Annotated in this window: 14 protein-coding genes; 5 read left to right on the forward strand and 9 right to left on the reverse strand. The window is 41.8% G+C overall.

Annotated features, from left to right (window positions below; all coding sequences use genetic code 11):
* Positions 1 to 212: 212 nt before the first annotated feature.
* The 5 genes from F8N35_RS05770 to F8N35_RS05790 form a co-directional block, all read right to left on the reverse strand.
* Positions 213 to 1,544, reverse strand: coding sequence for a DEAD/DEAH box helicase (locus tag F8N35_RS05770; RefSeq protein WP_293050387.1), 1,332 nt, complete (start codon positions 1,542 to 1,544; stop codon positions 213 to 215).
* 192 nt (positions 1,545 to 1,736) lie between these two features.
* Positions 1,737 to 2,651 (reverse strand): endonuclease/exonuclease/phosphatase family protein, encoded by a 915-nt coding sequence (locus tag F8N35_RS05775; protein ID WP_293050388.1) that lies wholly within the window; start codon positions 2,649 to 2,651, stop codon positions 1,737 to 1,739.
* 327 nt (positions 2,652 to 2,978) lie between these two features.
* On the reverse strand, positions 2,979 to 5,420 hold the full coding sequence (locus F8N35_RS05780; protein WP_293050389.1) for a TonB dependent receptor: 2,442 nt from the start codon (positions 5,418 to 5,420) through the stop codon (positions 2,979 to 2,981).
* Between the two features lie 812 nt (positions 5,421 to 6,232).
* Complete coding sequence (locus F8N35_RS05785; RefSeq protein ID WP_293050390.1) at positions 6,233 to 6,916, reverse strand: head GIN domain-containing protein; 684 nt, start codon at positions 6,914 to 6,916, stop codon at positions 6,233 to 6,235.
* A 27-nt stretch (positions 6,917 to 6,943) separates the two neighbouring features.
* Positions 6,944 to 7,648 carry a head GIN domain-containing protein gene (locus tag F8N35_RS05790; protein WP_293050391.1) on the reverse strand — a complete coding sequence of 235 codons (705 nt, stop codon included), beginning with the start codon at positions 7,646 to 7,648 and terminating at the stop codon, positions 6,944 to 6,946.
* 221 nt (positions 7,649 to 7,869) lie between these two features.
* Here F8N35_RS05790 and F8N35_RS05795 point away from each other — a divergent pair, with 221 nt between their 5' ends.
* Both F8N35_RS05795 and ybaK read left to right on the forward strand, forming a co-directional pair.
* Positions 7,870 to 10,431 (forward strand): DUF5686 and carboxypeptidase-like regulatory domain-containing protein, encoded by a 2,562-nt coding sequence (locus tag F8N35_RS05795; protein WP_293050392.1) that lies wholly within the window; start codon positions 7,870 to 7,872, stop codon positions 10,429 to 10,431.
* Between the two features lie 163 nt (positions 10,432 to 10,594).
* Entirely contained in the window at positions 10,595 to 11,068 is a 474-nt protein-coding gene (gene ybaK / locus F8N35_RS05800) for a Cys-tRNA(Pro) deacylase (RefSeq protein WP_293050393.1), read from the forward strand.
* Here the strand turns inward: ybaK and F8N35_RS05805 are convergent.
* On the reverse strand, positions 11,065 to 13,047 hold the full coding sequence (locus tag F8N35_RS05805; protein ID WP_293050394.1) for a DUF2264 domain-containing protein: 1,983 nt from the start codon (positions 13,045 to 13,047) through the stop codon (positions 11,065 to 11,067). The two genes, ybaK and F8N35_RS05805, sit on opposite strands and share 4 nt — an antisense overlap.
* A gap of 159 nt (positions 13,048 to 13,206) precedes the next feature.
* Positions 13,207 to 17,247, reverse strand: a complete 4,041-nt coding sequence (locus F8N35_RS05810; RefSeq protein ID WP_293050395.1) for a hybrid sensor histidine kinase/response regulator transcription factor — start codon at positions 17,245 to 17,247, stop codon at positions 13,207 to 13,209.
* A 461-nt stretch (positions 17,248 to 17,708) separates the two neighbouring features.
* On the opposite strand from F8N35_RS05810, the gene F8N35_RS05815 reads away from it, so the two are divergent.
* The 3 genes from F8N35_RS05815 (at position 17,709) to F8N35_RS05825 (ending at position 24,371) form a co-directional block, all read left to right on the forward strand.
* Positions 17,709 to 20,957 carry a SusC/RagA family TonB-linked outer membrane protein gene (locus F8N35_RS05815; protein ID WP_293050417.1) on the forward strand — a complete coding sequence of 1,083 codons (3,249 nt, stop codon included), beginning with the start codon at positions 17,709 to 17,711 and terminating at the stop codon, positions 20,955 to 20,957.
* Positions 20,958 to 20,999: 42 nt separating this feature from the next.
* Positions 21,000 to 23,021: a RagB/SusD family nutrient uptake outer membrane protein gene (locus tag F8N35_RS05820; RefSeq protein ID WP_293050396.1), complete on the forward strand. Its 2,022-nt coding sequence runs from the start codon at positions 21,000 to 21,002 to the stop codon at positions 23,019 to 23,021.
* Positions 23,022 to 23,243: 222 nt separating this feature from the next.
* Positions 23,244 to 24,371: a glycoside hydrolase family 88 protein gene (locus tag F8N35_RS05825; protein ID WP_293050397.1), complete on the forward strand. Its 1,128-nt coding sequence runs from the start codon at positions 23,244 to 23,246 to the stop codon at positions 24,369 to 24,371.
* Positions 24,372 to 24,553: 182 nt separating this feature from the next.
* Here the strand turns inward: F8N35_RS05825 and F8N35_RS05830 are convergent, their stop codons facing one another.
* Positions 24,554 to 25,048 carry an isoprenylcysteine carboxylmethyltransferase family protein gene (locus F8N35_RS05830; RefSeq protein WP_293050398.1) on the reverse strand — a complete coding sequence of 165 codons (495 nt, stop codon included), beginning with the start codon at positions 25,046 to 25,048 and terminating at the stop codon, positions 24,554 to 24,556.
* A 1-nt stretch (position 25,049) separates the two neighbouring features.
* A complete protein-coding gene (locus F8N35_RS05835) occupies positions 25,050 to 26,114 on the reverse strand; it encodes a 3-oxoacyl-[acyl-carrier-protein] synthase III C-terminal domain-containing protein (protein WP_293050399.1) in 1,065 nt (354 codons plus the stop codon).
* Positions 26,115 to 26,430 lie beyond the last annotated feature (316 nt).

Here is a 26,430-nt window from a genome sequence, read left to right on the forward strand (position 1 = left end):
AACAATGTAATTTTTCTGTCAATTCGGAGATTCTGACCTCTCCCCAACCCTCTCCCAAGGAGAGGGAACAATCTGCCTGTATGACTTCGACAATCCTGTATTCAAATCTCTTCTGAAAAGAAAAATCATAAACTCAGGAAATACCTACTGATTCATTGGCACATTAGCTTCGCTGAACGCTGTTTGGCATATTATCGAATTGACACATAGTATCACTTTTTCGGCTTGCGTTTCTTAGGCTTGCCGTATTTAATTCGCATCAGTTCGGCATGACGCACCTTCTGATTTACCTTTTTGTTTTTATCTATCTTTTCGTGGAAAGCACCTCCACCCTTCAACGGATTGGTGAGTTTCAAACGAATATTTTTAGTTATCTTCTTTTCGAGTTCGTCGGGAGTCAGCACATCCGACAGTTCGAGCTCTTCGGGCAGTTCGTGCATTGGAATCTGATACTGCATCAGCTCTTCCACTGCCAACTGACGTTCCTCCTCGACAGGCGACACCAGAGAAACAGCAGTTCCCTCCTTGTCGGCACGTCCCGTACGACCGATACGGTGAATATACAACTCCGGTTCGTCGGGCATGTCGAAGTTAATTACGTGTGACACATCGGCAATATCGAGACCGCGGGCAATCAAATCGGTGGCGATCAGCACCCGATACGATCCCTCCTGAAAACGTCTCACCGTCTCAAAACGGTTATTCTGCGCCTTATTGGAGTGAATCACCCCGATTTCGTCGGGGAATACATCGGCAACGCGTTCATAAATATTGTCTGCCAGTTTTTTGGTCAGGGCAAACACCAGTACGCGTTTATATTGTTTGCTATGCGAAAGCATAAGCTTCAGCATATTGATTTTTGAATTGAAATTGGGTAACTGATATGCACTCTGAACAATCTTTTCTAGTGGTGTACCCATCGGTGCAGCTTCGATACGTTCGGGTGTATCAAAGAAATCGTGCATCAGCGTTTCTACTTCTTCCGTAAGCGTTGCAGAAAATAGGAGGTTTTGGCGTTTAACCGGCAAAAGATCGAAAATGCGCACCAGCTGAGGACGGAACCCCAAATCCATAATTTCGTCCACCTCATCTATCACCAAACGTTTCACGGACTTTAGGCGAATTACTCCATTGAGCGTCAAATCAAGCAAGCGACCCGGCGTTGCCACCAGCAAATCGACGCCATCCTTCACCAACAACACCTGTTTCGACATATTCACTCCACCATACACTCCGGCAACGCGGATATTCATGTAAGCTGCCAGTTTCTTCGCTTCTTCAACCACTTGCAGCACAAGCTCACGGGTTGGAACAAGGATCAGAATCTGAGGATGTTTCTCTTTGGTGAATTTCCATTGACGAAGGCAAGGCAAGAGGAAAGCAACCGTTTTTCCGGTTCCGGTTTGGGCAATACCCACCACATCACGTCCTGACATGGCCACCGGAAAAGCTTTTTCCTGAATGGTTGTAGGATGAATATAACCAGAATCATCAAGCGCGTTGAGCAATGGTGTATTGAGATTCAATTCTTTAAATGTAGTCATGGGCTATTGTCAATTGGGGTGCAAAGGTAGTGATTTTTACCCGTATTTCAGGTATTTTATTACAGCAAATGCTATTCAGGCATTCAACACAATAAAAACGGGTCTAATGACGGTCACTATACGACAAGGCCATTCAAAATCAGGTCATCAAATCACCAATACTTGATTTCCAAATGCAACAGCAAACATATTTCAATGTGATTGCGCCCGCACCATAATCATCACCGGAAAATGATCGGACGGGCATCGGGCCTTAAGTGGTTGCTGCGAAACATTCCCGGAAGGAGTCCCCGATTCGGGTACATCAACACGATAGGTATCCGTAAGAATACCATATTTCAACACCGAAAACCGATTTGTAAGAAAAATGTGATCGATACGTCCTTTCGATACGCCATTGATATCAAATTCGTTGAACGTACCCGGCTGATCATAGACCAACGCAGCTTTATCATACGAATCCTGTAAGATTCCCGACCCATTCAGCAATCGATAAGAAGGAGAGAATTGGTCGACATTGAAATCGCCGCTTAAAATAACCGGCATATCTTTAGGCATAGCCTGAATCTTCTTCAAAATTAATTTAGCGCTTTCGGCACGTGCCACTACACCAATGTGGTCCATGTGCAAATTGAAATAGACAAACGTAAAGCCGGTACTTATCTCTTTAAATTTTCCCCATGTACAAATACGAATGCAGGCCGCATCCCAACCCCGATTCGGACGAGACTGATCTTCGGACAACCAGAAATCGCCGTGATCCAACATTTGGAATTTATCTGTGCGATAAAAAATGGCCGAATGTTCTCCTTTTTGGTGCCCGTCATCGCGTCCCACACCAATGTATTCGTACTTAGGCAACATTCGCTTCAAATCCTCCAACTGACCATAGAAACCTTCCTGCGTTCCGAAAATATCGAACCCATGAAACTGCACAAGCTTGGCAATATAAGGAACCCGCTGCCCCCATCCATTTCCATTTACAGAATCTTCGTGATTGGCTTGTCTTAAATTATAAGTTGCCACAGTAAAATCCACCGACGATGCGGCTTCAACCGCTCCGGCAAAACCAAAAACAAGTAACACCAAATAAAATAGTCTCTTCATTGTAAATTCATTTTATCGGACTCAAATATAAAAAATTAATTTTTCAAACAATTCCACCAGAATACTTCCGAAGTGACATTGCAATTTTCAAAGGCAACTTCAGAAGTTTTATCCAGATCAGAAAGTTTGTAAGAATATTCAAAGTTAAGCTTTTTCGCCTACAATTCATTGATACCGGTTAACTGCTAAACAGTCAAAAGCCACAGCATTTCTCAATGCCATGGCTTTTCTTAATCACAAGTAAAACTAAAATCCTATTATCTAATGCATGAATTTGAATATTCAGAACTAATCCAAACCGTTAACTCTTCTAACCTATATTGATTGCTATTTACCGCTACGACTTTGTTCTTCGCTCGATGCCGTAGAACGGTTGGCGCGGGTTTTGAAAGAATCTTTCCCGAAACGATAAGTAAATGACACATTCACCCCACGGCTGTCCCAGTGGTTGTCAACATTGAAATCTACATTTCCGTATTTTGCAAAACCTCCGCCTTTATTGGTATTAAAGATATCATCCACCGACACCTTCAAAGTTCCCTTTTTATTGAAAAGGCTCTTCTGCACTCCAAGATCGACAGAATATTGTTCGTAGATGGTAAAGTTACCCCAGAGTTGTTTTGAGCGATAACGTCCGGCCAGCTCCATACTGATGTCGCATGGCAATGTAAAGCTTTGAGTTGTGTTGGCATTATAACTCCAGCGTTTGAACTTATCGGCTGTCGCATCGTTAGATGTTACCGATTTATACATAACGATTGCCGAAGCATTGAAGTGCCACCACTTGGTAACGTCGAGCTGAACAGTCTGCGAAGCATTCAGGTCTATCGATTTGCTCAGGTTGTCTTTGGTCTGATACATTACTTTGGTAATATCGTTTTGTTTGATCACATCGGTAAACAAATCGTTGGTACGGTTCATGCCGATAGAAGTAATAAACTTACTCTTGTAGGTATAATTCAGTCCGAGAGAGTGTGTAAACTGCGGACGAATAAACGGATTTCCCTGATTATAGGTAAATTGATCAAGCAACCACATGAACGGGTTTAGTATCTGATAGCTTGGACGTCCAATGCGATAACTATAAGTCAATCCCAGTTGATTATTTTCGTTCAGGTCTCGTTTAATAAACAGAGACGGAAACAGATCGGTATAATGCTTCGTATCCACACGATTCATCGATTTTGAATCTCCTTTCGAGTTGGTATTCTCCACACGCAAACCTAGTTGTACTGAGGTTTTACCGAATTGCCCTCTGGCGCTGACGTAAGCTGCATTGATATTTTCGGTGTAAATAAACTGGTCATATGGTTTCAGGCCGGTATTCCACACCACATTTGTCGGGTCATCTACCGTAAACTCTGACTGACTGTTTGTTTTTACAAAGCTGGTTTTCAAACCACCTTCGATCGAGAATTTTTTCCCAATAGGATGTACGTAGTCGGTTTTTGCCGTGAAAATATTGATAATGCGTGGCTGATATCCCAGTATAGTAGAATTGATATTCATATCATTCCCGTTTCCATCTACATAATTTCCATGCTGATCGGTTGAAGAATGGTATTTGAAGCGTGCATAATCGGCATCGAATGTCAATGAAGTTCCGGTGCTGTCAATATCCCATTTATAATTTCCATTGAAAGTAATATTGCTCCAGTGTTCGTTTTCGCCCGATTTGGTATGAAGCGCAGAATCGAGCTTCATTGTATTATCAAAAAAAGACGTTACCGAGTTTGTTTTACCGTTACTATGCCCATCAGAACCACGAACCATAAAACTGATTACCTGGTTTTTTGCAACATAATAGTCGGATCCGATTTTATAATTATGTCCGTTACCATTATAGTCGCTACGGTTATATATCTGTTGAACAGCTCCCACATAAGGCCCTGTAACATAATTCCGGACGGCATCCATCGTATTCCAGCCACTCCATCCGTTGAACGAATAGTTCCCGTAAACATTCAGTTTCCCGAAATTCATATTCAGATCTAAACCAACATTTTCTCCAAACTTGCCGCTATATCCTCCACCGGTATAGAAACTACCGTTAAAACCAGTACGCTTGTTGTGCTTTGTTTTGATATTGATAATGCCTGAGTTTCCTTCAGCATCGTATCGTGAAGACGGATTTTCAATTACCTCGATTCGTTCGATATCTTTTCCCTGCATACCTTTCAGCAACGTAGCCAACTGATCGGCTGAAACATACGTCGGCTTGTCGTCGATCATAACTTTCACACCTTCTTTGCCTTTCAAACTAATATTATTATTGTTGTCAACAGTGACGCCCGGAGTCTTTTTCAAAATATCCAGCACGTTTTCCGATGCTGTTGTAATGGAAGCTTCAGGGTTAATCACCATTTTGTCTGCCTGTTGTTCGATAAACTTGCGCTTAGCTACCACTGTAGCCTCTTTCAACATTTGAGTATTTTCTTCTAAAACCACATCTCTCTGAACATCTTTTTTGCCATTAAATGCAAACTGTTCGGTTTCAAACTTCTTATAGCCCACCATCGTCACCGACAAAATATAAGTTCCCTCGTGCACTTTATCGATAACGAAGTCGCCGGTACTGTTACTTTCACTGCCTTTTATCGGCAGTTTGGTTTTTGCATTGATAAGAGCTGCGGTTGCAAATTCAACCGGACGATGATTTTGATCAAGGATCCGACCCTTTACGGTTCCGTCTGCTTTTGCGATTCCGATGCAAAGCATCGCCATAAGCATAAAACTAGCTATTCGTTGCAAACAAGTCTTTGTTGCCATAAAATTTTACTGATTTTTGTGTGTTTCGTTTGTGATAAGATGAAGGAGTAGCGGATCCATTTCTACTCCTTCGTTCTGTTTTTTGTAAGTTAGACGTTCGCGGTTATGCGTTTGGATGAATGTTATGTTTTTTTTAGAATTCAATTTAATCCAACAATCCTTTCAATTCTCATATTATTCCTAATACTTTGCCAATATGAAAATTTTCCATTGCAATAATTCTCGAACATTTTTAATGTTCTACTTTGCCTGCGGCTGGCCTTACTTTTTGGCGCAAAAAGTAAGCAAAAACAGTGACGGAAAGAACTCGTTCGTTCGGCCATGAAATATTTTCTCACTTACAAACTTCTGTAGCTGGCCTACTCACTCAAACAGCTTTCCGTCAGTTTGGTATTTTTGTTTGTCCCTTCGGGCCTGGTTGTCTATACATTATAAAAATAATCCGTTTATATCTTTATAAATCTTGCTCATGCAGATTGGAGCGGCCTTGTCCGGTGAGCAAAAAAACAAGTGAAGCGACGCAAAAATCGTCCTTGTTTGAAGTTTCCGACAAAAGGAGGAAACAAGTTTGGGCGATTTCCGTTGATGAACGCCGGTTTTTTGAGCGAAGCGGGCATAGCCTTGAATTTTTTGTTTACTTTTTGTTTCAAGACAAAAAGTAAAAGGAATATGGGGATTAGCCCAATACAAAAGCAATTATAGCATAGCTCTCTAACACTCAGACAACACTCTTCAACAAATTATTTATCAACAGGTTGTTCAGAGCTTGCAAAAAAAAAATAGATTACCCTACAAACAGGAATGAAAAGTTATTATTCAGGTTTAACCACACCGGTACCGTGCTTACTCAGATGTTTTACCACAGGGTTGCCTTTGTAGGTTATATTGCCTGTACCACTGGCATCTATTGAAATTTCTTTACCGGCAAACAAAGTCACATTGCCTACTCCGGAGAGGTGAACATCCAACACATCCGCTCTGAAATCGCCCGCACGAACGTTCCCTGTAGCCGAATTATGAATTTCGGCATGAGCAGCACTGCCCGATAGATTTACGTTACCTATCGCTGAAAAGTCGGAGTTTAATTGTGTACAATTCAGGTCAAAGTTTATATTACCGGCAGCATTGACCGTCAACTGAAGCATTTTTCCGTGCAGTGTATTCTTGGTTTGAATATTTCCAACTGCCTTAAAATAAGCATTTGTCAGATTACGAACTGTGATATAAACATCCAGTTTCCCATGCCAGTTATGGAGGCCTTTGGTTGTAACCGTGAGCTTATTACCACTATTCTTCACTATAATGTAGTCGGACACGTCTTTGTTTGACTCAATCCGAACCGATTCTTTATTACCCTGAATAAGGTAAACATTACCAACTGTGCGTACATCCAGTTCAGAAAATGCACCAACCGATATTTCCTGAATAACATTAGCGGCCCGAAGGCTAAACGGGACGATCAGCAAACAGATCATTCCCAACAAAATTTTCTTCATAACAATTTGTTTTTTAGATATTTATTTTTATTCCGCTTTTACCGTTCCAATACCATCTTTATGAATATCGGTAAAACGAGGATGACCCCGATAAACGACCTTACCGATACCACTGGCATTAACCGTTATCTTTCCTTTTGCATACACATCCACGTTCCCAACACCCTTAAAACTCACAACAGCCTCATTCGCAATCAGGTCGCTCATTTGGACATTACCGACGCCTTTAGCATCAAGATCCAACCTGTCAGTATTACCTTTAACCGTAAAACTTCCAACACCGGCAAACTGGACATTCAATTGCTTACACTGCAAGTTGATCGACACTTTACCGGCAGATGTCATTGAAAAGTTAAGCGTATCGGTTTTCAACTCGTTGGTACTTGTAACAGCTCCCACATCCTTAAAATGAACATCCTGCAAATGGACAACCGTGATATAAATGTTCATTTGTGGTTTAGCTGCATGTTTAAAATCAATGGTTGAGCTTATCGTCAATTTGTTTTCTTCATTTTCGAGTTCCACCGTACTCATGGTAGTGGTATCTGTTTCAATTCTCACACTTTCCCGATCACCCTGAGTAATGAAAATATTTCCCAAGCCCCGTAATTCCACTTCGTTGAATGAACGAACCGGAAAATCTCTTGACACCAGATCTTTTGCAAACACATTGTTGTTGATTAACAGAAAAAATAGTACCCCTGCGACAGTTTTAACAGGATTGAATTGCATTGTGATTAAGTTTTAGATGATTTGTGTCTCTTTTTATCTGCTTTGTAAAGCAGCGAACATATAGATGACGAAGCCAAAACAAAAACATAACATCGGTTTTAATTTTTATTTTTGCTTTAAAATCACGGACAGAATTATTTCATATCTTTGCAACAGCAAAAAGCATCAGTTTCGTCCCGAAACTAACGATGCTTAACCGTCACAAAGCAATAGGTGGTTATATGAGTAAAAGATTGTCGGCTGTACGTCTCTTTATTCTGATTCTCTTTTCTGCAGGAATCAACCACACACTTTCTGCCCAAAAGTTACAGGACGCAACTATTCTCGAAGGTCGCGTAGTCGATGCTCAGACCAATGAAGGAGTTTCTTTTGCCACATTGATGACTGTCCGTACTGGAGAAGGAACCATAACTGACGAGAACGGCAGGTTTTCCCTCAAAATTACCCGCTCTACAGGAAAAATCAAGTTATCATGCGTCGGCTATAAAACAGACACCGTAACTTACCGAAAAGGTGGAACAACTCCGTTTGTAATCAAGCTCAAACCCAAAATTCAGCAACTTCAGGAAATTGTAATAAAACCGGCAAAGAAACGGTATAAAAACAAGGGAAATCCGGCAGTTGAACTGATTGAAAAAGTAATTGCTCACAAAAAGGACAATCATCAGGGCAACTGGCAATATCTGGAAAATACCAAATATGAAAAGATCATATTCGGACTGAGCAACTATACATCTAAATTTCGTCCTGACAACACGCCAAAAAGTTTTCATTTCCTTTTTAATCATACCGATACCTCTTCTATGAAAGGAAAGAAGTTGCTCCCGCTCTATATTCAGGAAAAATTGTCGGACAACTATTTCAGCAAGTCACCCGCACACGAAAAAGAGGTGGTAAAAGCAACAAAAACGGTGGATTATGGCAAATATTTCAGCATGGAAGGCATTTCCGTATATCTGAAAAATATCTACGAATCCATTGACTTGTATGAAAACAACATCAGTTTTCTTACCAACCAGTTTGTGAGTCCTATTGCCAATGCAGCTCCGACGTTCTATAAGTATTTCATTATGGACACGGTAAAGCTCGATAATATTTCTTGCGTACGCCTCTATTTTTCGCCGCGCAACAAAACCGACATGCTTTTTCAGGGCGATCTCTATATCACCCTCGACAGCTGCTATGCTGTCAGACAAGCCGATTTCAGCGTCAACAGAGACATTAATCTCAACTGGGTAAAAGAGGCCAATATCAACCTGACTTACAACAAAAACGCACAAAATGAATGGCTATTGGAATCGGATCATGTAGGGATTGACTTCGGGCTACCCAAAACTGAACTAGGCGTGTACGGGCAGCGTACAACAACACACACCAACTATAAGATCGACACTCCGCGCGATGAAGCGTTTTACAAAAAGCCAGCAGTAGAGACCGACAGTACCTCTCTGCACTCCGACAGCTATTGGGCGGCAAACCGCCCCCAACCACTTTCAACGTCAGAATCCGGCATCTATACGATGATCGACAGCCTGAAACAGGTGCCCACCTTCAAACGTTCAATGGATTTGGTGTATCTGTTGTTGTACGGATATAAGTCGGTTGGACCATTTGCCATTGGGTCGCTCTACAATTTCGTAGGGTATAATCCGGTGGAAGGTTACCGGGTACAATTCGGAGGCAAAACCACCAGCCAGTTCAACGAACATTTCTATCTTTCTGGCTACGGAGCCTATGGATTCCACGATAAAACATGGAAATATTCGTTTACGGGCGCCATCGGAATGGATTCGAAAAGCATCTTTCGCTTTCCGGCACATTACCTGAAGTTAAGCTACCAGTACGACGCAAAAACACCGGGCAACGAGATGTCGCTCAGTCAGAGTTACAATTTCATTGCAGCTTTGGTGTGGGGCAATTACAACAAATTTTTCTACAACCGGATTTTTCAGGCCGAATATCTCCACGAATTCAAAAGTCATTTTTCATATACTGCCGGCTTTCAATATGTTCGCGAGACTCCCCGCGGAATGCTTTATTTCAACCATTCGGATTACAGCCAGCAAACAAACGACAAGGCATACCTGCCCATTGCTGAAGTATACGGGAAACTCCGGTACGCTCCGCACGAAAAATTTTATCAGGAACAATTGAGTCGCTTCACAATGCCGACCAGTTATCCGATTTTCGAACTGGAATACCGCATCGGGAACAAAGCTTTTGGAAACAGCTACAACTACCAGAAAATCAAATTAGCGGCATTCAAACGGTTCAAATTATCCGTATTGGGATATTCGGATGTAGCGCTGGAAGGAGGCAAACTATTCGGTACGGTGTCGTATCCCTTACTATTTATCCACCCGGCAACACAAAACTACATGTTCGACGACACCAAATACAACCTGATAAACTTTCTTGAATTCGTCAGCGACCGTTATGCTTCACTAAGTATCGACCACAATTTCAACGGATTCTTTCTGAACAAAATACCTCTGCTCAAGAAATTAAACTGGCGTGAAGCCATCACCTGCAAGGTATTGTACGGAGATGTCGGCTCCCGCAACAATCCGGCATACAACGATCAGCTATTTCGCTTTCCCGAAAACAGCGACGGAAGCGCAGCAACGCACAAACTAGGAAGCACACCTTACGTAGAGGTGAGTGCCGGCATCGGCAACATTTTGCGTATCTTTCGGATCGATTTCGTTAAACGACTAACCTATCTCAACAATCCTAACATTTCCGACTTTGGAATACGTGCCAGCATGAAAATGGACTTTTAATAGGTGGTGAGAACGTAAGGTAGTGAGAATGTGAGGTGGTGAGATAGTACGCAGTATTCAGTATTCAGTACGCAGAAAATCGGAATTTTGAATCGAAGATCAGCGAAGCTAAATCTGGGCTAAGCATGTCTTTGCTCTTTGTTCTTTACTCTTTGTTCTAAAAATGAAACATCAAAAAACAAACGCGGCACGAATCCTTGACCGCATGGGAATTACATACGAACTGGTTGCTTACAAGGTTGAAGAAAGCGACCTGAGCGCGGTGCATGTTGCCGCGCAACTTGGCCAAAATGTGGAACAGGTATTCAAAACTATTTTGCTTCGGGGCGACCGAAACGGCGTTTTCGTTTGTATCGTGCCCGGTGCCGAAGAGGTAAACCTGAAACTGGCGGCTTCTGTTTCGGGCAACAAAAAAGCGGAAACAGTTGCCATGAAGGAACTGCTTCCGCTTACAGGTTATATTCGGGGAGGATGTTCGCCACTCGGGATGAAAAAGCCCTACCCTATTTATTTACATTCATCTGCCAGCGAATTTCCGTTTATTTATATCAGTGCCGGGCAGCGTGGATTGCAGCTAAAGCTTGCTCCTGCCGATCTGATCAAGGCTGTAAATGCTGCAGTAGCCGAACTGATTTAGTTAAAAACGACCGTTTTTACTCTGCCATTTGACAGGTAAACTCTAATTGTTTCACAGTTTGGATCTGCTTCTACCCGCGTCACCTGATTCAATTGTTGAGTAGTCCACTTTTCATTCGCATTTTTCCATAGCATCAGCGTGACGTAAACTTTTTTGGTGCCGTTGGCCGGATCAAAATGATCAAAAGCATCTATCACGGCACTTTCGTTTGCTACCGGATTCAAGCCTTTCGTTCTCACCACTTCGGTGCCCTGCCACCCTTTGACAGGAATCATTGCCAACTGGTATTTCCCGTTGTTGACAACATGAAACTCTTTCCCCTGAACTTTACGGAGCTCATCTTTTACGGGAGCTCCAATTTGTGGCAACGAATAGTGCCCCAAACGAATATCGGCTTTTTCTGTTCCTGAGACAACATCCACGCGAAGAATTCCATCAGGCAGTGTAATATCAGCCAACCGAAACGCAAGATTTTTATTGAACTCCATTTCCACATTCCGATAATAGATCCCATTTTCATAGCGATTAAACTTATAGAGATGGAATGGCTCCCATCGGTTTGTCGAAGCTGTTTTTACAACATAATTCATGGCAACTTCACCATTTTTGCCGTCGGCTTGCCAGGGGAAAGCGCTATTATAAGCCAAGCGATTGTAGGATTCCTCTCCACGAAATGGTTCCGAAACTTTGTCAATCTTAGCATCACACCACGCTCTTAATTCGGCTGCCCCGATATTGGGATAGTCGGTAATCAGGATATGCGGACCTTTCTCAAATTTATTGACCACGGTTCCTTTCGCCAGTTCTCCGGTCGCCCAGGGGCCTTCGTTTTCTTTAGCGCTCCAGTATGGATTACTTTCGGGCAAAAGCAGTCCGAGAAAAGCCTTGGCACACCAATAAACGCTTCCCCGGCAGCTGTACGACTGCACGGCGGCATCGAAAGGCCCGTAAAACCCTAAAGTCGGTACATTATCTTTCAAAAAATCAGGATTCTGAAGAAACTGAAGTAAAGCTCCCGATGCAATGCGTCGCATCCAACCATAATTTGTAGAAGGATCGTTTTCAAAGCCCATAAAAGGGAACGGCGCCGTCGCTCCGAAACGATAGGTAATACTGCGCCCCCACATAATCATATCGCCATTACGACCAAACATGTAGGGATAGTTTGACTTCATTGGCTTGAAATTTTCGGCAAATTTGGCTGCGTACTCCGGATAATTTTTTTTGCCAAAATATTCCGACCAAAACATTCCGTACATCTGAAATGCCCACATGCTGTAGTAATCATACGCCGGACGGTCGTTATACCACCCATCGCCATCGTAATGAGCAAGCGCTTTTTGGACATACTCGTTGAGCAAAGGCTCATTTACTTTATAACCCTGATCCTTGAAAAAACTCAGAATGAAAATGTTGAAAAACTTCCAGTTTTGAGGAATGGTAGGACCGTCTCCATAACTCACCATTGTGGCTTCAAGCGCATCCTTTTGTTGTTGTGTCAAGGGATTCCACAAAATTTCGGGAATGGCAAACAAAGAGACAGATAAACCTCCGAATTCCACCAAATTCTGATGAGGCCCCATTTCCAGAGAACGGGGTTTTATATAGGTTGGGCTGGCAGGATCAAGTAGTTTAAGAATCTGATGACGATAATAGTCGGCCACCCTGATACCGTTAATCTCCAGCTGCGGATTCTCTTTCAACAAGGGAGCAGCCATAAACAAGGTTCGGCACAACCCTTCCAGCTTCGCCGTCGGAATTTGTCCATCATTGCGGGGATAGCTCTTACCTTCCTGCTTGGGAAAATACATCGGATCGTCCAGCGTTTTCACATAACTGAAAGCACCCTTCAACAAATATAGAGCAGCCTCTTTCCAGTGTTCTCGGGTCATTCCCGAATAAGGACTTTTCTTTAAATCTGGATTTTCGACCTTAAACACATTGGAATTCGCCGTTTGCCCTTGCGCAAACGTTGACATACAAATAAAAACTGACAACAAACCGGACAGAACAAACTTAAAATACAGATTGAATCTCATGACAAGTATTTTATATGATTTTTGATGCTCAAAGATATTCCGAAGCCTTGAAAACAAAGGACAGAATCATTTCAATATTGGATACAATATGTTCAAACTCTACGCAGTCTGATGCGAATCTCTATACTCACGTGGAGTCATTTCAAATTCAGACTTGAAACAACTACTAAAATATTTGGGATTGTTAAATCCTAAGGCATAGGCAATTTCAGAAATAGGATCGTTGGTACTTACCAGCATTTCGCAGGCATGTTTCAATCTCACGTTACGAATAAATTCGCCGGGAGAGAGGTCGGTCAATGCTTTCAGTTTGCGGTGCAGGGTCGATTTGGAACTGTTCATTGTTTCGGCAAAGCGGTCGAAATCAAAATTAAAATCGGACATATGTTGTTCAACCACTAACACGGCCTTTTTCATAAACTCCTCATCCAAGGAACCGTAATGCATGGCAGAAATATTAACTTCTTTATTTTTCCGAAAATCCATGACGTTCTGCCTTCTACGATTAACCAGATTATTGACCCTGGCTGCCAGCACCTTCAAATCGAACGGTTTAGGCATATAAGCATCGGCTCCGGCATTGAAATAATCCACCTGATCGTCGGCAGAGCTTTTAGCCGTCAGCAGCAAAATATCGATATGGCTTGTTGCAAGATCCGATTTAAGGGTTCGGCACAATGTCAGTCCGTCCATTTCCGGCATCATTACATCCGAAATAATCAGGTCGATAGAATATTCTTTGATAATATTCAACGCGTGCAACCCATTGGTAGCACTGTGCACTGTAAACCTGTCGCACAAATGATCGACAATAATCTGATTGAGTTCTTTGTTATCTTCCACCACCAGAATATTGTAGGAAGCGTGCTCTGGTTGTACCATCGTAGCCACTTCATTCACATCGACAGACTCTTCATAAGCCGGAGTCTGCGGCGAAACCTCGGTATCCTCCGTTGCAAATTCTTCCTGATCAAAAGCATCCTCCGACACCGGGATTTCAAAGGTAAAAGTAGTACCTACATGCAATTTACTCACCACATTGATTTCGCCTTTGTGAATTTGCAACAAATCGCGCACCAGCGAAAGGCCAATCCCGTTACTTTGACTTTGATCGGATGAGTTGCTGATATAGAAACGAGAGAAAATATGCGGTAAATCTTTTTCGTGTATTCCTTCTCCGGTATCGCTTACCGCAAGCTGCAAAAAGGTCAATCCTTCTTGAGTGGGAAAATTCAGCTTCACAATAATGCTTCCTCCCGAAGGCGTAAATTTGAAAGCATTGGACAACAGATTATAAAGCACTTTATCCAGTTTATCGGGATCAAACCAGGCAATAAAATTATCGAACGGAGCCTCCACCGCAAACGAAATGTTCTTCTCTTTAATTAACGGCTGAAAGTTGGTATAGCACACTTCGCGGACAAACGACACAATATCGCCCTTCTTTACTTTCAGCTTCATATTGCCGGTATCGATCTTCCTGAAAGCCAGAATTTGCTTAATCAAACGACGTAAACGATTCACATTGTTTCGTATCAGCTCGATCTGATTTTTATCCGATGCAGATTTAGACTGCAACTCGTCAGTGAGTAATGAAATAATGGTCAAAGGAGTCAGCAAATCGTGAGATATATTTGTAAAATAGCGCAATTTAGTCTGTGCCAATTCTTCCGACTTTTCCTTTTCGATGCGGGAGATCCGTAATTCGTTCCGAAGCCGTACCCTGTTAAATAAAAACCAGACTATACCTCCGGCAATGATCAAATAGAAAAGATAGGCCCACCATGTCTGATAAAAAGGCGGCTTTTTAATAATTACCAGAGAAGTTATCTGATTTCCCCATTGCCCGTTTTCATCGGTAGCCTTTACCTCGAACGTATACCGACCGGGAGCTAAATTGGCATAGTTGACAAAATGGCGATTATTTCCAATGTAAATCCAGTCTTTACTTACCCCAATCAAACGGTAGGCATATTGTATTTTATCTGCTGCTGTGAAGTTCAGTGCCGAAAATTCCAGGCTCACATCATCATCGGTATTTTTAAGAACCAATGCATTGTCTTCTGCTTCATATTGTTTGTCATTTTCCGCTTCAAAAATGGATTGGTTCTTGACCTGAATATCTGTAATCACCACCTTAGGCTTCATTCGGTTAGTCGTTGATATCGCATTCGGAGCGAATGAGCACAATCCATTGTTACCGCCAAACAGCATGGTTCCATTAGATAGTTTTACTGCAGCATTTTGGCGAAAAGAAGTCACCATAACGCCATCACTTTGAGTGTAATATGTAGTAGTATGCGAAGCCGGATTAAACCGAATGATTTTTTTTATTGTTGAAATCCACAACGCACCGGCATTATCCTCTAAAATATCAAAAACAGCTTCTTCGGTGATACCATACTGTTTGCTGACATCATGCATGGAGTTGTTTCGTTCATCATAAAAATAGATGCTCCCCACACGGGTCCCGAGACTCACATTCCCATTGCGCTGACAACAGATGGTCTGAATTGAATTATTGGGCAAATTGCCTGCACTTATGTTAAACGAAACTACCTTCACAATAGATCCTCTGCTATCTCGCTGAAACTTCACCACTCCTTGCTTATCGCTTCCTACCCAAATATTACGTTTATTATCTTCATTAATTGCTGTAATATTAGGAATCGCCCTTACCAGCTTTATCACATTATCTACCATCGACTTACAATACAAACCATTATCAGTCCCAATCCACACATTTCCGTACGAATCTTCAAAAAGATTAGTAATTGTCGTTGATTTGACCGGCAATTTAATTGTTCCCGGAGCCAACGATTGTTGCTTGTCACTCAGAATATAAATCATCGGATTCCCCTCTTCGCATATCCATATCTGATGATGACGTTTTAGATGCTTTATCGTACTGATACTTTTGATAGTTTCAATCATCGGTATACGGGCTTTAGATATTTTGCCGGTCTGCGGATTCAACACATATAACCCGCAACGATTCAACGCCGTATACATATATCCGTCGGCTGTTTCACAAAGTCCAATCACAATAGGAATAGATCCTGTTTCCACTTTAATATTGGTCAATGGATTGGTTTGTATCGACATGTTATTAAAGTTCAACGTAAAAATACCATCACCAATAGAACCCAGCCACAAATTCCCCTTATTATCTTGTACAATCTCATGAAACAATTTGTAGTAGGGTTCAGGAAACAGATCATCGGAATGAACAATGTTGTATGTATTGTCGTCTTTTTTCTCCATCACAACCAAACCTGTGAAGGTAACCACCCACACGTATCCGAATTTTTTATCCCGAAGCAAACTATATGAAATATCAGGAAATGCTATTCTTTTTCCATTCTGAATTACAGAGATTTGTTTGAAAGGATTCCCCGGTAAACGTTTCAAATCCATAGAATACATTCCTTCTCCCCATGTACATATAAGAAAATGGTCGGGATAATCTTCTATCATATTGAATGGATCTCCCATTCCCGGAAAAGGAGGAAACTGTTCAAATTGAAGCTTCTCAGGATGAAAGAGAGAAATTCCTTGATTATTAATCATCGCCCAGATTCTGCCTTTCGAATCTTCATACATTTTCATAATGCTGTTACCTGCAATATGGTATCGGCCTTTTACATTTGCTCCGAATCGAATACTGCTTCCATCGGGATAAATACGAATGAGACCATTGTTTCCGGTTCCCACCCACATGGATCCCTGTTTATCCTTGATAATGGAATTAACTTTATCTCTTCCCACATATTGATTATTGAGAGGCTGAATCCGGTAATTTTTTTTGTCGATGATATTGACTCCGGCCAGCGTCCCAATCCATATTCGGTTATTATCGTCTTCTGCAATTGTCTGAATACTGTTATTTGTAAATCGGTTAGGATTTGTAGAACTCGACCTGAATATTTTGATGCTGTAGCCATCAAAACGACATAATCCATCCTTACTACCGAACCACATATAACCTTCTTTGTCATTATAAAGGCGATTGATAGAATTGGAAGGTAATTGGTCTATATAAGGAAAGTGCTGAAAACTTAGACTGGTAGTACGACCATAAGAATAGGACGCAAAACACACGCAGAGAATGGTTAGGATCTTGGTTAAGTGGTATTTCATGTGTTCAAATATATTTTTCATTAAGGGCACATGGAACTCCATGATAAATTGGTCATTCCCTTGTGTATCAATGCGAGTTAATTTTATCATGTTCGTTTCATCAGTACAAATTTGGACATTCAATATTAACAAAGAATATGCACTCGCAGGTCTAAAATATGTTCACAAATGTAAGTGAAATAAACCAAAAATAGCATTCATTAAGAGTTGAATGCCTTTTTGACCTTTTTGAACGAATTATTGACCTGTGGAAATTTAGAGCTGTTTATATTTGCATTCCTGATTTTTGCAATTATTCACGCTTAAACCAATAAACAATGAATTTCACAACAAGTTAATGTCTTTTATTTATCAATGAATGAATCACGAATGATTATCAGTCACTTTATCAAACACCAAACCTAATTTTTAAAAACTAGACCATGAATGTAAAAAGAAAATTCTTCTTCATTTTGGCTTTAATGACCTTTTGCTTACCGCCATTTAAAGCCATCGACAATGGTATTTCAGCTCAAACCTCTCAACAAAAAGCCGGTGCTGTTACGGGAACAGTTAAGGATTCGAAAGGTGAACCCGTAATCGGAGCAAGCATTAGAGTAAAAGGGAGCTCAATAGGAACTATTACAGATGTGAATGGCAGTTTCACGCTTACTAACATTCATCCGAATGCTACATTAGTTGTGTCGTATATTGGTATGACCAGCCAGGACATCACACTTGACAACAAAAAAACAATCAACGTCACATTACAGGAATCTGCTGTCGGCATGAATGAAGTCGTAGTAGTCGGTTATGGAACAATGCGAAAGAAAGACCTCACTGGTTCTGTTGTTCAAATCAACCCCAGCAAAATTGCCGACCAAAATCCGGGATCTGTTCAGGATATTCTTCGTGGAACTCCGGGTCTGCAAATTGGCTATGACGCATCGGCTAAGGGTAGTGATGCATCCATTCTGTTGCGTGGACAGAACTCATTAGGCACTAGCGCCAGCCCTCTTATCGTACTCGACGGTATGGCTTTTTATGGCGAGCTTTCTGAAATCAATCCTGATGACATTGCTCAGATCGACGTTCTGAAAGATGCTTCCTCAGCGGCCATTTATGGTGCCAAAGCGGCAGCAGGGGTTATCATCATTACCACAAAAAAAGGTAAAGTAGGCAAACCGGTTATTAATGTAAGTGTCAATCTTGCCGTCAATTCCAAGTCAGCTTATCGCGACTATTTTAACGCAAGCGATTATATGCGTTATCGCGAAGATTGGTATATGATGAACTATACTTATGGTAAAGGCGCCGACGGACTTTACGGTTATTACCAAGCCGTTGATTCCAAGACTGGTCTGTTATCTTATCCTGCCGGTTATTTCAACAATCCAAGTAATCTTAGTACTACAGACCAGGCGACATGGGCCAGTGCTACGGGTAAGAGTGGTTTCGGACCTTCAACAGGCGAATCATATCTGAGTTTATATGCTCGTCGTTTGGAATTGAATAATGCCAAGCTTGTGTATGACAACTTCCTCGCCGGAAACACTTATGACTGGAATGACGCAACGTTCCGCACAGGTTATAATCAGGATTACAATGCAAGCATTTCTGGAGCAAACGATCGCGTTAACTATTACATGTCGTTCGGTTACATGAACAATCAGGGAGCTGTACAAGGCAACGACTATCATGCTTTCCGTTCCAATCTTAAAGTGAATGCTAAAGTTACCAACTGGCTTGAAATGGGAGCTAACGTTAACTTTCAGGATCGTTCCGACGGTGACATAGAAGTATCGCTTGGCAGCAATTATTGGGACAACAACATGCTCCGAAATTCACCGTATGCTTCAATGTACAACTCAACTGGTGGTTACCAGCAATATCCCATGACCGGTCAGGCAACCAATGGTGGCTACAATTATTATTTCGACCGTCAATATTATGAACTTGATAAGGGTTACACAGTATTGAATACCATCTTTAATGCCAAGGTAACACTGCCGTTGGGATTCACCTATCAGTTCAATATCACTCCGCGTTACCAATGGTTTTACGACCGTTACTTTATGTCGGCAGAGCTTCCAAACTCTGCGGCTTCATCTCGTGGTGTTAACCGTGGAAATAACAAGAATTTCGATATGAACCTGAACAACACCCTTATTTGGGATCGGACATTCAATGACGTTCATCACTTCACCGTGACTGCAGTTCAGGAGGCTGAAGACCACAAAACATGGAGCGATTACATATATGCCCGCAATCTTGCTCCGACCGATGTCCTCGGATACCACTACACAGCAAGTGCCAACAAACAGCAAAGTTCGTTTTCGACCTACGACAGCCACTACACCGCTGCATCTTATCTGGGACGCGCATTTTACAGTTATAACGATCGCTACATATTCACGGGAACTTTTCGCCGTGATGGCTATTCAGGCTTCGGTGTCAACAATCCGTGGGGTAACTTTGGATCAGTCGGACTTGGATGGACTTTTTCTAACGAGAAATTCCTGGAGTCAACTAACAAATGGTTAGACATGGGTAAGTTGCGTCTTTCATGGGGTACTAATGGTAATCGTGAGTTTGGCGACGTATATAAAACCCTTGCTAACCTTACTTTAGGTAATCCAATGGTTTATTACAATAATGGAACCTCTACAGTGGTTAACTCTTTGAATATGGATCGTCTGGCAGCTCCCAATCTTGAATGGGAAAAGACCAACGCTTATAACGCCGGTTTGGACTTCTCGATATTTGATCACCGTCTGACCGGTACATTCGACTATTACTTTAAGAAAACATCGGGTATGATTATGTCTCAGCGTCTGCCCAGTTTTACCGGATTCAGCTCTATTACTACCAACCTCGGTGAAGTCCAGAATCAAGGTTTTGAAATCTCTTTGACATCGAACAACATTCAAAAGAAAGACTTCACATGGAGTACTTCTGCAGGTTTCTCACTGAACAAGAACCGCATCAATCACATCTACTATACCTATGATGCGAATGGTAAAGAGCTGGATGATACCTCCAATGGTTGGTATATCGGCAAACCTATCGGTGAAATCTGGTATTATAAAACAGACGGCATCTGGCAAAACAATGCAGCCGATATTGCGGCGGCAGCTCTTGTTGGACAAAAACCCGGCGACGTTAAAGTCAAAAATCTCTATACCGCGGATGATAAAATCCTTGCAGACGGAACACATGTTCCTGTTTACAATGATAAAGACAAAGCTTATCTTGGTACAACAGCGCCTCCCATCTATTGGAATATACGTAACGACTTTACCCTTTGGAAAGATTTTACATTCTCATTTTCACTCTATTCTTATATGGGTCACAAGAGCCTATCCAGCAACTGGCTGAATCAGGACAATGGTGGATCACAAGTTACTAATGCATGTAATGTTCCGGCAAAAGAATATTGGACCCCTGACAATCCCACCAATAAGTATGCGCGTTTGAATGCCGTTGGTCCTAATACTGGTTTATCGGGTGGTGTAAGCAAGCTTTACAATCGCGACTTCGCCCGTCTTGATGAAATCTCTTTAGGTTACACCCTACCTCAAAAGTGGACTCATAAATATCAGATCGATAAGATTCGTGTAACTGCCAGTTGCCATAATATATGCACTTTCTCAAGCTGGGAATATGGCGATCCTGAAACTGGTGGTCTGGCAACCCGTACTTTCAATGTTGGCCTAAACATCACTCTTTAAGTTCTGAAATTCAAAATAAAAAACAATATAAAGAAATTCAAAATGAAAAAGAATATAAATAAATTGTTCAAGGGTTGCATGGTTTTCGCTTCATTAACCATGCTGGCAAGCTGTGCAGACAGCTTCCTTAAGCAAGATCCTCTATCGTTCTATGAACCAAAGACGACGTATGCTACCGAATCAGGGTTGCAAGCAGCTCTTGCTATGTGTGACTTGCATTATAAAACCATGCTTATGGATGGCAACGGGAATGTACTCCCCATTGCTTCCGTTTATATTATGAGCGACGTAGGTCTTTATGCAAAAACAGATGCCGGAGGTGGTATCATGGACGACTTTGCCAACAAGATTACTCCAACCTCAGGCATGGCCAGTGGTGGTGACTCCAACGCCATGATCCGTTTTTGGGATGAGGCATGGAATGGCATCAAGTACGCCAACACGGTTCTTTCTTACGTAGACCAGGTTCAGGGACTTGACGATGCTACACGTGACGCCTACAAAGGTCGCGCTTACTTCCACCGTGCCTATAAATACTATCATCAAGCACTTCTGTTCGGTGACATACCTCTGGTTACAAAAATTATTGAAGTACCCAAACAGAATTATAAGTCAACCAGCAAAGAAGCCATTTTTAAAATGTTGATTCACGACCTGGAATTTGCAGTAGCTCACGTTCCTTCTCAAAAGAAAATGCCTTATCTTGGTGCTGTGAATCAAGAGGCTTGTATGCAACTTCTGATTAAATGCTATCTGGTTAACGGCGATTTCAAGAAAGCTGAAGACATGGCTACCGACCTAATTGACAATCATGGACTTGCCCTTATGACTGCACCCTTCGGCACGAATGTACCTTCGGGCAATCCTACCACCTGGGCAGTACAACGCAATGTACTTTGGGATTTGCATCGCGGAGAAAATATTACCGCAGCTGCCAACAAGGAAACCATTCTTCCTATCCTGAACTACAATGACCAGAACTTTACGCAATATCTAACCATGCGTGCTTTAGGCGTTCACTGGTCTAACGGTGACATTATGGACCCAAGCGGTATAGGTTCTCCTACATACAATTGGGCTCGCACCCAAGCCGAATACAATCCACAGCTTGACTGGTTGCGTGTATTGGGTCGTGGTATCGGATGCTTCCGCACCTCTTATCACTACAACAAGACCATCTGGAAATATGATGGAGAAGTTGACACTCAGGATATGCGTCACAACCGCTCTATGGGCAATTGGGTAGAAATGGAAGACATTAAATACAATCGCCCCAACTCAAGCTTCAATGGAAAGAATATGCAGCTTTATGCAACTAACGATTACAAGGATGCAAGCGGCAAGGTAATCGTTGCCAAGGGAACTCTTTTATGTAAGGACACTATCCGTAGCTGGTTCCCTATACCTCTGTATAAAATGTACATTCTCGACGTAGCTGCTGAGGAAAACAAGGGAGCCAATCAATTCAACGGAGCTACCAAAGGCACTTATTGCTCTAACGGAAATATGTACCTCTTCCGCCTTGCTGAAACTTATTTACTCCGTGCAGAAGCGAGGTTCTATCAGGGAAATGCCACAGGTGCAGCTCAGGATGTGAATGTCATTCGTAGTCGTGCCAATGCCAAGAAAATGTTCACAACCGTGACAATCGGCGACATATGTGATGAACGCGCTCGTGAACTCTACATGGAAGAATGGCGTCAACCCGAGCTTACCCGTATTTCATGGTGTCTTGCCAAGAGCGGAAAAGCCGACGAATGGGGCAATACTTACGACGTAAACACATGGGATAAGCAAAGCGGTACCGACCTCAATGGCGGAAGCTATTGGTTTAAGCGCCTCACCCGCTATAGCATTTTCAACCATGGCACGATCCTTTCAAAGGTTAATCTGAACTATCAGGTTGACAAGCACAATCTTTTCTGGCCCATTCCTAATTCTGCCATTACAGCCAACATTGGGGCCAAACTCAGCCAGAATTACGGCTATGACGGCTATGATGCCAGCACACCCAAATGGGCAACATGGGAAGAAGCTGTAGCCGACGAAGACAAGACAAACTAAGTGTTCTTGAGAGATTATCCGGCACTTAAAGGTAACCGGATAATCTCTTTTTTCAGAAAACAAAATTTTATATAAAGTATTAGTATTAGCAAAAAAGATTGTGTTTCTTCGCATTTTTATATGCGAACTGATTTTAGACGGCGGAAATGCATGCCATGTTCCGCACCCTTCATAGTGATTGATTTGCAGAAAAAAGCTCAACCACAGAACCCTATTTAGACAATGATATTAAACAGACCCATCAGCATTCTTCTTTTTTTTATAAGTCTTGTAGCTGTTGCTAGTGCCCAGCAACGACCCGTATCAAAAAACGAAGTCATTAACATCATCAAAAAAGTAAATAATTACTGGCAAAACACGCACACGCAACCGACAAGCGCTTCCTGGGACGAAGCTGCTTATCATACCGGCAACATAGAAGCCTACAAAATCACCGGCATGGAGGCATACCGCAAATATTCCGAAGAATGGGCTGCCAATAACCAATGGAAAGGTGCAAAATCGGACGATACTTCAAAATGGAAATATACCTATGGAGAAACGGATGATTATGTACTGTTTGGCGATTGGCAAGTCTGCTTTCAGGTCTATTGCGACCTGTACAAGTTAGCTCCCGACAACATGAAAATTGCCCGTGCACTCCAGGTGATGGAGTATCAGATGAGCACTCCAAATAAGGACTACTGGTGGTGGGTGGACGGCCTGTATATGGTGATGCCGGTAATGACAAAGCTGTATAAAATCACACAGAACCCACTCTATCTTGAAAAACTTTATGATTACTTCGTGTATGCAGACAGCTTAATGTTCGATTCGGAAGCAAAGTTGTATTATCGCGACGCTCGCTACGTGTTTCCTCCTCACAAAACAATAAATGGCAAGAAAGATTTCTGGGCGCGTGGCGATGGTTGGGTATTTGCCGGGCTGGCAAGAATCATCAATGATCTTCCCAAAAACTACAAACACAAAGCTCTTTTCATCAGCCGTTTCAAACAATTGGCTCAGTCTATTATCAATTGTCAACAAAAAGAAGGCTACTGGACCCGCAGTCTGATCGATCCGCAACAAGCTCCGGGGTATGAAACCAGTGGTACGGCCTTCTTCACCTTTGGACTGCTTTGGGGAATCAACAATGGCTACCTCAAGGACAAGAAATATACCTCATCGGCCTTAAAAGGATGGAACTACCTGACCAGGGTTGCACTTCAACCGTCAGGTAAAATCGGATACGTTCAGCCCATCGGAGACAAAGCGATTGCAGGTCAGGTTTTAAACGAGAATTCGACTTCTAATTTTGGTGTAGGAGCATTTCTGCTCGCTGCGTCCGAAATGGTGAAGTTCGCCAAGTAGAGATTGTCTGTGTACAACATTACAAAAAGATGCCTCAAAAGTTCAACTTACTTTTGAGGCATTTTTATGGATATTCCCCGAAGAATTCATTTCTTAATAATAAACAGAAAATTAGATGTTTGATCCAAAACAACAGAAATTTACTATTGAAGGAAAAACATCCGGCAGATCATACTCGGCCTTTATTCTATACACAACGCTTTATTTTCTTCGCGAATCCGTATCACCAACATCACCATATTGAGAATGGTAAACGCTACTGCCGTGAAATACAAATGGAATACAAGAGGAATCACAGCAATTTCAGCAATCACAATTATATAATTCGGATGTGCCAGATATGCATATAGTCCGTTCTTCTTCAATGGAACTCCCGGTATGCGATAAATTTTTGTATTCCAGAATTTCCCCAGTGATGACACCACCCATATTTTCAATACAACTAGCACAAAATAGAATATCAGGACGAACCGGCTGTAACCTACCGGTTGTCGGGTATAATATTCGACAAGCAATGAGACGATAAACAGAATATGCAGCATTACCATAAACGGATAATGCTTACGTCCATATTCAACCGCTCCATTTTTCAATAACCATCTTGCATTCTTATGCGAAAGCCAAAGCTCTCCAAGACGCAAACAGATGAGGAATGAAATGAATAGTACAAATACCATGCTAGTTTTTTTTCATTTGAAGTAAAACCATTTCGCTTGAAAATCCCGGTCCCATAGCCAACATTAAGCCGTAACCGGTTGTAAATCCTTTCGAAAAGCATCGTTCTAATACGTACATGACGGTGGCACTTGACATGTTGCCATAATCTCTCATCACTTTGCGCGTATTGTTCAGGCAACTACCTTCCAAAGAAAGTGCTTCTTCGTAAGCCGTTAAAACCTTTGTTCCTCCGGGATGAAAAATAAAGTTCCTAATATCAGAGAGCTGCAATTTATGTTTTGACAAAAAAGAGTCAACATCATCCTTGATATTCTGAGAAATGATGTCCGGAATACTTTTAGAAAACAGGACTTTCATTCCTTTGTCAAGAAATTCCCAGCCCATCACGTCAAGCGAATCATAATACAAATTACTTTGAGATGCAAGAAATGTAATGGCATTTTTGGTTTTGTTTGTCCGGTTATCGCCGGTAATTATACAAGCAGCAACGCCGTCCGAGAATAGACTTGATCCGACAAAATTACTTTTACTGAAATCGCTTTGCAAGAACGTCAACGAGCATAATTCAACCGTTAAAAATAAAACCACGGCATCTGGATTTTCTCTTGCCACGATGCTCGCTTTTGCAAATCCGGAGACACCCCCTCCGCATCCCAACCCAAAAACGGGAATGCGATTTATATTTCGGTTAAGCCTCATTTTATTGATAATAAGAGCATCTAAACTCGGAGTAGAAAGTCCTGTGGTAGACACCAAGATAAGATCCGTGATTTCTTCTTTTGCAATTTGAGCAGAGGCAATACAAGATTCAATTGCTTGCACAGAATAATCGAGCGAGATACGAATATATTCTGCATTTTGCTCTTCAAAAGTGTGTGCGTCAGAATAATAGGGAAATGGCTTACACAAATTCCGGATATCTATTTCGGTATGATCAAAAATACTCAATAGTTTATCCATGTGCGGAAAAGAGGGAGCAAATACTTCTTTGGCAAATTGTTTGACTTCCTGTTGCTTTGTGCTGAATGGAAAACGGGTTTTCGATATGGCTGCTAATGTAGGCATGTTGCAAATGTTTATGAATGTAGGAAAGATTTGTCAAGTTAAAACTATCAGGGCTATCCGAGATTTTACATAAACTGTCAACTACAGGATTCTAGCCTATACTTGAATCCCGTTTTCAAATATAGTAAGAAACTGGTTAAAAATCAACCCCCTGTTTCAGATTGGCTGATTCCAACTATCTTCTATTTCAGAGATTAACAGATACACTGCCTTATCCAGGGTATCTTCATTAGGAAGCTGGGCTTGGTAACTTTTTGTTCTCACAAAGTCACTAAGTCCAATCGGTATAATGTCTATTTTCTAAAAGACACTTTCA

The sequence above is a fragment of the Paludibacter sp. genome (assembly GCF_009712605.1).
Classification (GTDB): Bacteria; Bacteroidota; Bacteroidia; order Bacteroidales; family Paludibacteraceae; genus Microbacter.

Coding starts and splice junctions, on each gene's coding strand:
- F8N35_RS05770 (WP_293050387.1), bottom strand. CDS start 1,544: ATGACTACATTTAAAGAATTGAATCTCAATACACCATTGCTCAACGCG.
- F8N35_RS05775 (WP_293050388.1), bottom strand. CDS start 2,651: ATGAAGAGACTATTTTATTTGGTGTTACTTGTTTTTGGTTTTGCCGGA.
- F8N35_RS05780 (WP_293050389.1), bottom strand. CDS start 5,420: ATGGCAACAAAGACTTGTTTGCAACGAATAGCTAGTTTTATGCTTATG.
- F8N35_RS05785 (WP_293050390.1), bottom strand. CDS start 6,916: ATGAAGAAAATTTTGTTGGGAATGATCTGTTTGCTGATCGTCCCGTTT.
- F8N35_RS05790 (WP_293050391.1), bottom strand. CDS start 7,648: ATGCAATTCAATCCTGTTAAAACTGTCGCAGGGGTACTATTTTTTCTG.
- F8N35_RS05795 (WP_293050392.1), top strand. CDS start 7,870: ATGAGTAAAAGATTGTCGGCTGTACGTCTCTTTATTCTGATTCTCTTT.
- ybaK (WP_293050393.1), top strand. CDS start 10,595: ATGAAACATCAAAAAACAAACGCGGCACGAATCCTTGACCGCATGGGA.
- F8N35_RS05805 (WP_293050394.1), bottom strand. CDS start 13,047: ATGTCAACGTTTGCGCAAGGGCAAACGGCGAATTCCAATGTGTTTAAG.
- F8N35_RS05810 (WP_293050395.1), bottom strand. CDS start 17,247: ATGAAATACCACTTAACCAAGATCCTAACCATTCTCTGCGTGTGTTTT.
- F8N35_RS05815 (WP_293050417.1), top strand. CDS start 17,709: ATGACCTTTTGCTTACCGCCATTTAAAGCCATCGACAATGGTATTTCA.
- F8N35_RS05820 (WP_293050396.1), top strand. CDS start 21,000: ATGAAAAAGAATATAAATAAATTGTTCAAGGGTTGCATGGTTTTCGCT.
- F8N35_RS05825 (WP_293050397.1), top strand. CDS start 23,244: ATGATATTAAACAGACCCATCAGCATTCTTCTTTTTTTTATAAGTCTT.
- F8N35_RS05830 (WP_293050398.1), bottom strand. CDS start 25,048: ATGGTATTTGTACTATTCATTTCATTCCTCATCTGTTTGCGTCTTGGA.
- F8N35_RS05835 (WP_293050399.1), bottom strand. CDS start 26,114: ATGCCTACATTAGCAGCCATATCGAAAACCCGTTTTCCATTCAGCACA.